Origin of the sequence: Mesorhizobium sp. M7A.F.Ca.AU.001.01.1.1 (assembly GCF_004022735.1) — a bacterium.
Classification (GTDB): Bacteria; Pseudomonadota; Alphaproteobacteria; order Rhizobiales; family Rhizobiaceae; genus Mesorhizobium; species Mesorhizobium ciceri.
The window spans coordinates 1-8258 of record NZ_RZPF01000241.1 but is presented as its reverse complement, the minus strand read 5'-3'; the positions used below and the strand labels follow the sequence as shown (position 1 = coordinate 8258).

The 8258-nt window shown below is 61.9% G+C and carries 8 protein-coding genes; 2 read left to right on the top strand and 6 right to left on the bottom strand.

All coding sequences use genetic code 11. The features are described 5' to 3' along the window. Together EN884_RS16465 and EN884_RS16460 are read right to left on the bottom strand one after the other, a co-directional pair. The coding region (locus tag EN884_RS16465) for a phosphatidylserine decarboxylase (protein WP_206617602.1) at positions 1-343 on the bottom strand (343 nt) is incomplete at its 3' end. Between the two features lie 198 nt (positions 344-541). Next, positions 542-1834, bottom strand: a complete 1293-nt coding sequence (locus EN884_RS16460; RefSeq protein ID WP_013532544.1) for a DUF4375 domain-containing protein — start codon at positions 1832-1834, stop codon at positions 542-544. Between the two features lie 325 nt (positions 1835-2159). On the opposite strand from EN884_RS16460, the gene EN884_RS16455 reads away from it, so the two are divergent. After that, entirely contained in the window at positions 2160-3023 is an 864-nt protein-coding gene (locus EN884_RS16455; RefSeq protein ID WP_013532545.1) for an SMP-30/gluconolactonase/LRE family protein, read from the top strand. Positions 3024-3031: 8 nt separating this feature from the next. Here the strand turns inward: EN884_RS16455 and EN884_RS16450 are convergent, their stop codons facing one another. The 4 genes from EN884_RS16450 to EN884_RS16435 all read right to left on the bottom strand — a co-directional run bounded on the left by EN884_RS16450 (position 3032) and on the right by EN884_RS16435 (position 7446). Next, entirely contained in the window at positions 3032-3379 is a 348-nt protein-coding gene (locus tag EN884_RS16450) for an antibiotic biosynthesis monooxygenase (protein WP_013532546.1), read from the bottom strand. Positions 3380-3487: 108 nt separating this feature from the next. Then, entirely contained in the window at positions 3488-5368 is a 1881-nt protein-coding gene (locus EN884_RS16445; RefSeq protein ID WP_013532547.1) for an ABC transporter ATP-binding protein/permease, read from the bottom strand. Between the two features lie 21 nt (positions 5369-5389). Next, positions 5390-5722, bottom strand: a complete 333-nt coding sequence (locus EN884_RS16440) for a metalloregulator ArsR/SmtB family transcription factor (protein WP_013532548.1) — start codon at positions 5720-5722, stop codon at positions 5390-5392. 272 nt (positions 5723-5994) lie between these two features. Continuing rightward, complete coding sequence (locus tag EN884_RS16435; protein WP_013532549.1) at positions 5995-7446, bottom strand: LysM peptidoglycan-binding domain-containing protein; 1452 nt, start codon at positions 7444-7446, stop codon at positions 5995-5997. A 125-nt stretch (positions 7447-7571) separates the two neighbouring features. Between EN884_RS16435 and EN884_RS16430 the strand changes: the two genes are divergently transcribed. Then, a complete protein-coding gene (locus EN884_RS16430) occupies positions 7572-8183 on the top strand; it encodes a TIGR00730 family Rossman fold protein (RefSeq protein WP_013532550.1) in 612 nt (203 codons plus the stop codon). Positions 8184-8258: the final 75 nt, after the last annotated feature.

The following is an 8258-nucleotide window of genomic DNA, read 5'->3' as shown; positions in this document are numbered from 1 at the left end:
GTACCGGGGCGCGGTTCACGTGACAGGAAAAGACATTCATGAACACCGAGATGCGGGTCATCTCGACATTGCCGAGGCCGAGTTCGCGCGGCGGCACGGCCGGCCGGACCGCCGAGATGATGCCGTCGGCGGGGCTGACCACCAAGCGGTCGTCGACCGGCGTGACGCGCTCGGGATCGCGGAAGAAATAAACGCACCAGGCCGTCAGGATCAGACCGATCCAGAACAGGACCGAGGAGAAATAGCCGAGGAAAAGCGTCGCCGCGCCAAAGGCCGCGATGAAGGGATAGCCTTCGCGATGGATCGGTACGAACGCGTTCTTGACCGTATCGACAAGGCTCATCAGCTAAAAACAGGCTCCGTTTCAAGTCCGGCCTCAATAGCCGAAAGCCCCCCTCGCCGCAACGCAACAATCGGCGGCGCGGGCGAACGGGCAAGGGCCTGTCGCCTCAGGATAGCCGAACGCTCCGCGTTCGTGAGGTCGCGACCGGCTCGCATGCCTGTGCCACTGGCGTCAGAATTTCGAGACAATCAGCCCAGATCAGTTGGCACCATCGGCTTCGGCGCGCACAAAATGTTCTTCGATCTCAAGCCTATGGGCATCCGCCAGCGGATCTTCGGCGCCCGACCTCAAGAGCGCGCTCCCGTTGGGAGAGGACACCAAAAACAGCAGTCTACCGTCAGCAGCAACTGTCCAACTGACGACCGATCCTCCCTCGCTCGGAATCAGCATCGATGGCAAAGCAACTGCTCCTGCCGTATCAATTCCAGCCCTGCGCAAAAGAAGGTCGAGGGCTGCTGGTGCCCCGTATTCATCAGCCAGTTCGATGACTGTCGCTATTGAATCAGCGCCGACATGCGACAGCTTCAGACCGACACGTGGAGCACCTTCGCCAAGTAACTCATCAACGCTATCGACCGGTCCGAGGTCGAGTTGCAGTTCTGTACCATCAGCAGCCAGGTACTGGTATGCAGCCGCATGCGTTGGCGTGACTACGCACAAACGCACCCTGCCGGCGTTGGTTACGACCGGAAATGTCATCTGCTTCTCGCCATCTATGTCCAACATCCGTCCTTTGCCGAGCCCGAGCTTAACCTCGGGCTGCGGCAAAGCTGCACAGGCGAGCCCGATGCCCACTTCAAGTCGGCTCGTCATCACTGCTTTCAGATGGAACACCGAACGATGGCGCAATCGAGGTTCGCGCCTGGAGTTGGCCATCACAATGTCAAGAGTGGCCTCCTGGCATTCGGCATCGTCGACAATCTCCAGTTCAGGCCAGGAGGCTATCCAACCCACTGCGCGGGCAAGCATCGGGACGCTGTCTTCCTCCTTGTAAAAAAGATCGTCGAGTCCATCAAGGAAATCAGCGCGGCCACCTTCGAATCCAGTCTGTTCCTCCGCTTCCTTGGGATGTTCCCGGACCCAAGCAACCATCTGTTTCAAAATAGCTAAATGGTTTTCTGCTCGCATTCCAGCCAAAGCCAAATGCACATCCGAGGTGACTTTATCGAGGTGATCACGGTAATTGTGAATAAATTGGCTATGGCCGCCATTAGCCACTTCCATCCCGTATAGGTAAGCGTGAAAAAACTGCCTCGCTGACGGCGGTATTTCGTGATCTTTGTAGAGGCCCTGATCAAACATTGCGGTCACGAAATCCATGACTGCAGTCACGAGGTCAGCAACGTAGTTTTCCTTAGCGGCGCGCTCGACTGCTGAAAACGGGACAACAATTGAAGTCACGCGCGGACTGGCCGTCGGTTGCTCCGGCTGGTGCGCCGAAATCGTTGTCGACTGCTGCAGCCTTTTCTTTCGCGAAAAAATTCCGAACATTCCAAAGCCTTCTTACCCGGAGGAAAGCAATACCGGTAGATCAGAGTCTGTCAGCAGAATATCACTTGGAAAAGTGGATAAAAAGGCGCTTGAAATTCATTTTCACTGCGTCTTACCAATATTTTGAAGAACACTTCAACCGATAGTTTGAAGAACACTCCAAAAACTGACCTCGAGGCTTCGTCGCGAACTCAGCAAAGAGCAGCCAAACCAAAATTATCGGTTCTGTGCCTGTCGGCAGACCGCTGCCTCGCCCGTCCTTGGTGAGACAGCGCCATCATGGACCATTTGGCGATGCTGACGCACTCAACAAGGAGTCCCCTACATGCAGAAACCACCTGCCCCCCAAGCGCATCTCGTCACTGCCGGTCTCGCTTTCGGCGAGTCGCCGCGCTGGCATGACGGACGGCTGTGGCTTTGCAACTGGGGCACCGGCGAGATTATCGCCGTCGATGCCGACGGCAACCGCGAGGTCATGCTCACCGTACCGGCTGTCCTGCCCTACTCCATTGACTGGCTGCCGGATGGCCGCCTGCTCGTCATCTCCGGCCGCGAAGGGCTGCTGCTACGACAGGAGGCCGACGGGAGCCTCGTCACTCGCGCCGATTTGCGTGACCTGTCGAAAAGCCCTTGGAACGAGATCGTCGTCGACGGGCGCGGCAACACCTATGTCAATGGCGGCGGACCGGCGCCGGCTTCTGGCGAGCATTTCAGCCCCGGCACCATCGTGTTGATCACGCCGGACGGCGCGGTCCGGCAGGTGGCGGAAAATATCGCCTTTGCCAACGGCATGGCAGTGAGCCCGGACAACAAGACGCTGATTGTCGCGGAATCCCATGCCAATCGGCTGACCGCCTTCGACATTGCCGCCGACGGCAGCCTTGCCAACCGAAGGGTCTGGGCCGACCTCGACGGCTATCCCGACGGCATCTGCCTCGATGCCGAAGGGGCGGCCTGGTATGCGGATGTTCCCAACAAGCGTTGCGTGCGGGTGCGTGAAGGCGGCGAGGTGCTGCAGACAGTGACCGTCGATCGCGGCTGCTTTGCCTGCATGCTGGGCGGCACCGACAGGAAAACGCTGTTCATTCTCGCCGCCGAATGGCGCGGCTTCGAGCATATGGTCAGCGACGCCCGCACCGGCCAGGTGTTCAGCGTCGAAGCGCCGGCACCTGGCATCGGCTGGCCGTAACAGCCTTGCTACAGCCCGGGAACCCTCTGATAGTTGGCGATGTCGGCGCGAACGCCGAGCCGGGCGATCGTCTCCTGCGGGTTGAAGGCGATGCGCTCGTGCGCGGCCTTGACGATCGGCACGACATTGTCGACGGCCGCCTGGCTTTCCCATTCGACGATGGTGACGAGGTTGAATTCGCCCGGCCCGGAGAATTGCTCGAGCAGGAAATCCTGCACGAAGCCATGCTGCAGGCGCAGCAATTCATGCGTTGTCCTGACCTTGGCGAGTATCTCCTCGCGGGCGCCGGCCGGGACGACGAATTTGTCCACCCTGAACACGCTGCCGCCGTTAACAGTCTGATTTATCTTGCTCATTTCGATTGCTCCGTTCCTGGATCATGGTGTTTTTTGGGCTCCAGGAACGGCCTACAATCTCAACTTAAGTTGAGATCAAGTGCAAAAATCAGATCACACGCCGAACCTTCAATTCACCTCCGACGTGCGCCGGCGGACGATGACACCAAGTTCGTCGCCTTCGCGAGCCAAGCGCAGCCGCTCTTCGGCCTCGGTCGCCTCGCGCTGGCGGTCCCACATCGAGGCGTAGAGGCCATGCTTGCGCATCAGCTCGGCATGGGTGCCGCGCTCGGCGATCTGGCCGTCCTGCAGCACGATGATCTCATCGGCCGTGATCACCGTCGACAGGCGGTGAGCGATGACGATGGTGGTGCGGCCACGGCTGACCAGATCGAGCGCGGCCTGGATCTCCTGTTCGGTGTGGCTGTCGAGCGCCGAGGTCGCTTCGTCGAGCATCAGGATCGGCGGCGCCTTCAAAATGGTGCGGGCGATTGCCACGCGCTGCTTCTCGCCGCCCGAAAGTTTTAGCCCGCGTTCGCCGACCATCGACTTGTAGCCGTCAGGCAATCGCTCGATGAACGGGCCGATCTGAGCGAGTTCGGCCGCCTTGCGCATATCCTCCTCGCTGGCACCGATGCGGCCATAGCGGATGTTGTAGGCGATGGTGTCGTTGAACAGCACGGTGTCCTGCGGCACCATGCCGATCGCCCCGCGCAGGCTCTCCTGCGTCACGTCCCTGATATCCTGGCCATCGATCAGCACCTGGCCGCCCTGCACGTCGTAGAAGCGGAACAGAAGCCGCGAGATGGTCGACTTGCCGGCACCCGAAGGCCCGACAATGGCGACGGTCTTGCCGGCCGGCACCTCGAAGCTGATGCCCTTCAGGATCTTCCGGTTCGGGTCATAGGAGAAGTGCACGTCGCGGAACTCGACCTTGCCGGCGCTGACCGCGATTGGCCTGGCATCCGGCTTGTCGACGATCTCCTGCGGCACATCCAGCAGATCGAACATCTGCTCGATATCGGTGAGCCCCTGGCGGATTTCGCGGTAGATGAAGCCGATGAAATTGAGCGGCACCGACAGCTGCATCAGCATGGCGTTGATGAAGACGAAGTCACCGACCGTCTGCGTGCCGGCCTGCACTTCGAGCGCCGACATGCACATGACGATGACGGTGCCCAGGCCGAAGATGATGCCCTGCCCGAAATTCAACCAGCCAAGCGAGGTCCAGATGCGCGTCGCGGCGACCTCGTAGCGTGCCATGGAGCGGTCGAAGCGCTCGGCTTCCATGCCCTCATTGTTGAAATATTTCACCGTCTCGTAGTTGAGCAGCGAGTCGATTGCCTTGGTGTTGGCGTCGGTATCGCTGTCGTTCATGTCGCGGCGGATCGAGATGCGCCAGTCGCTGGCGCGGACCGTGAACCAGACATAGACCCAGACGGTGACCGCGACGACGACCACATATTTCCAGCCATAGGTGTAGGCGAAGATGCCCGTGGTCAGCGCGAATTCGAGGATGGTCGGCGCCGTGTTGAGCATGATGAAGCGCACGATCGTCTCGATGCCCTTGGTGCCGCGCTCGATGATGCGCGACAGGCCGCCGGTGCGGCGCTCGAGATGGAAGCGCAGCGACAGTTGGTGCATGTGAACGAAAGTACGGAAGGCGAGCTGGCGCACGGCATATTGGCCGACGCGGGCAAACAGCGCGTCGCGCAACTGATTGAAGCCAAGCTGCACCAGGCGCACGACATTGTAGGCGACGACCAGCATGACGGGCGCCAGCAGGAAGCTCGGCAGCGGCGGCGCCGATTTGGCGTCGCCGGCCAGCGCGTCGGTCGCCCATTTGAAGAAATAGGGACCGGCGACCAGCGTCAGCTTGGCGACGACCAGCAACAGCGTCGCCCATGTGACCCGGGCTCTCAGATCGGCGCGATCCGCTGGCCACATGTAAGGCCACAAATTGAGCAGCGTCTTGAAAGTCGAGGAGTCGGAGACGGTTTTTTCGGCCATTTCTTGTGCCTTCTTCTTATTTCAGCGGCCGGAGCAGCAGGAATTGACGAGAGCGGCCACCGATGCGGAGACATCGGCGAGCGCGGCATGGTCGATCGCATAGCGCGAGCGCTGGCGATCGGGCTCGAAGCGAACCAGCCCGGCTTCGACCAGTATTTTCAGATGTTGTGACACGGTGGACTGCGCCAGATCTAAGCGGTCGACGACCTCGCGGCAGCAGCAGGAACTGCTCGTCGATAGGTGTTTCAGGATTTCGATCCGCGCCGGATGGGAAAGCGCTGCAAGTCGGGCGGCGACCGCACGGCTGTCCGGACCGCCGCATGATGCGTTTGTTTCCATCAGGGATTCTGCCATCGTTCATCGGCGATAGACGATGAACGGGCACGGGGCAAGCTAACCCTATGGGCAGAGCGCCGGAACCGCCAATCTCCCCCTCGTGGGAGAGATGTCCGGCAGGACAGAGAGGGGCGCGAAGGATCGCGACTTTCCACGATCAAAGCATTACGAGCAGCCGTAAGGTAGCTCGACCGGATTTGGCCGACAGGCTGGCGAGACAGCGCCCTCCTCTGCCCTGCCGGGCATCTCCCACAAGGGGGAGATTGCGCTCAACCGTCGGCGCTCAAACCCTACTCCGTCTTGGCGGGCGCTGTCGTTGCCTGCTCGCCCATGGCCTTGAGGTCGGCGGCTTCGCCTTCCTTCGACTTTTCCGGGACCTTGAACACCTGGCCCGGCCAGATGCGGTCGGGATCACTGATCTGGTCCTGGTTGGCGAGGTAGATGGTCGAGAAGCGTACGCCGTGGCCATAGACGCGCCGCGAGATCCGCCACAGCGTGTCGTTGCGGCGGATGATGACGGCGCCGTCGGCATGTTCAAGCTTGGGCGCCACCGTCTCGGGCACATCGCTTGGCGGCGTCGCCTCCGCCATAACGGCCGGAGCCTCGGTGGCGGGAGCAGGCGTCGTGGCCGCGGCCGGTGCCTCGGCGGCGGTAGGTGCGGCCGGCTTGGGCTGAACGGGCTTCGGCGCCGAGGGTGCCACGGCGGCGATCGCTTCGCCGGGCTCACGCTCGAACGGTACGGCCGCGCGGGCCACAACTGTCACACCGTCGGCATCGAGGCCGTCGACATGGATTGTGTAGCTGCCGACCGGAACGTCGCGCGTCGCCTCGACCAGGAAATGACCGTCCGTCGAAGTTTGCGCGTCACCGAGCAGGATGTCGTTGGCATAGGCGCGCACCTTGCGGCCGGCATCGGCGAGGCCGGCGACAAAGATCTTGCTGCCGTCGATCTCGACCGCCTCGACGACGATCTTGGGCTCGGTCACGCCTGCAGCGGGCGGCGTCGCCGGCGCTGCAGGAGCCGGTGTTGCGTCGACCACGGCTGGCGCTGGGGCGGCTGGCGCCGGAGCGGTTGCGGGGGCTTCGGCTGTGGGAGCAGCCGGCGCGGCGGCCGGAGCAGCCGGCTTTGTCTCGGGTGCGGGAACGGTCAGCAATTCGGCCGGCTTGCCCGGCTCCTCGACCATGGCCAGCACCTGGCCGGCCGCATCCTTGGGAACCGAAACGACGGCGGTCTGCACCGAGGGCGTTACGACGTCACCGGTGGTCGCGCGCAGCGCGATCGTATAATCGCCGGGCTTCAGCGGATCATCGAGAATGATAACGAAGGCGCCATCGGGACCAGCGACCGTCGAGCCAAGCACCGTCGAGCCATTGAGGATTTCGACCTTGGCGTTGGGCGCCGCATTGCCGGCGACGACAATCGAGCCATTGCTTTCAACGCGCACGACGTCGAAAGACGGTGCGACCGGACCGGCCGCAGCCGGCGCGTCCGCGGCCGGTGCGGCCGGTGCCGTTGCCTGGGGCACTGCGGCGGGAGCCGCCGGGACCTCAGCGGCGGGCAGCCGCGCTTCGGTGCCGGGATCAGCCGATTTTGCCGCTGCGGGCGGCGTCTGCGCCGCCACTTGCGCCGGCGGCGTGGGATTGAGATACGGGTCGAGTGCGCCCGCTACATAGGCGGTTCCCGCGGCCGCAACGGTCCCACCCGCCGCGAACAGGAACGCCTTCAGTGGATTAATTGCCATATTTCCCTACCCCTTAGCCACCTAACGCCGGTCTAGCCTGTTTTAGCAATACCGACAAGAAAAAGCCCAGGCCGTTAACCCTTGGGGCTTGACCGCGCTTTCAGACCCAATCACCAATCATCGACATGAACACGATTCGATCCGTCTGCGTCTATTGCGGCTCGTCTCCGGGCCGCGATGAAATCTATATCAAGGCCGGACACCTGCTCGGGCGCTCAATTGCCAAAGCGGGATTGCGGCTGGTCTATGGCGGCGGCACCAAAGGCATCATGGGCGCTGTCGCCGAAGGCGCGCTCAAGGCCGGCGGCAAGGTGACGGGCATCATTCCGCGCTTCCTGATCAACAAGGAGGCGAGCGAAACAGCGCTTGACCGGCTCGATGAACTCTTGATCACCGACAACATGCACGAGCGCAAGCACAAGATGTTCGAGAAATCCGACGCCTTTGTGGCACTGCCGGGCGGCATCGGCACGGTCGAGGAGATCGTCGAGATCATGACCTGGGGACAACTTGGCCATCATCGCAAGCCGATCGTCTTCGCCAATGTCAAAGGATTTTGGGATCCGATGCTGGCGCTGCTCGATCACATGGCCGCCGAAGGCTTCATCCACACCGCGCAGCGGGTCAAGCCGCTGGTCGTCGACGACCCCGAAGCGATCGTCGCCGCCATCATGGTAGCCGGATCGTCCGTCGACGCCCCGACCGAGGGCGTGCAGTCGGTGATCGACAAGATGTAGGGCGATAAGGAATCGGGGCAGTAAGGCAGTATGTGAATTGCCTCGAGTGTCCTGCCTACTCCCCTACTCCCCTAC

What these genes read in the sequence shown, in the direction of transcription:
- EN884_RS16430 (WP_013532550.1), top strand. Translation starts at nt 7,572, where the DNA reads ATGAACACGATTCGATCCGTCTGCGTCTATTGCGGCTCGTCTCCGGGC.
- EN884_RS16440 (WP_013532548.1), bottom strand. Translation starts at nt 5,722, where the DNA reads ATGGCAGAATCCCTGATGGAAACAAACGCATCATGCGGCGGTCCGGAC.
- EN884_RS16455 (WP_013532545.1), top strand. Translation starts at nt 2,160, where the DNA reads ATGCAGAAACCACCTGCCCCCCAAGCGCATCTCGTCACTGCCGGTCTC.
- EN884_RS16450 (WP_013532546.1), bottom strand. Translation starts at nt 3,379, where the DNA reads ATGAGCAAGATAAATCAGACTGTTAACGGCGGCAGCGTGTTCAGGGTG.
- EN884_RS16460 (WP_013532544.1), bottom strand. Translation starts at nt 1,834, where the DNA reads ATGTTCGGAATTTTTTCGCGAAAGAAAAGGCTGCAGCAGTCGACAACG.
- EN884_RS16435 (WP_013532549.1), bottom strand. Translation starts at nt 7,446, where the DNA reads ATGGCAATTAATCCACTGAAGGCGTTCCTGTTCGCGGCGGGTGGGACC.
- EN884_RS16445 (WP_013532547.1), bottom strand. Translation starts at nt 5,368, where the DNA reads ATGGCCGAAAAAACCGTCTCCGACTCCTCGACTTTCAAGACGCTGCTC.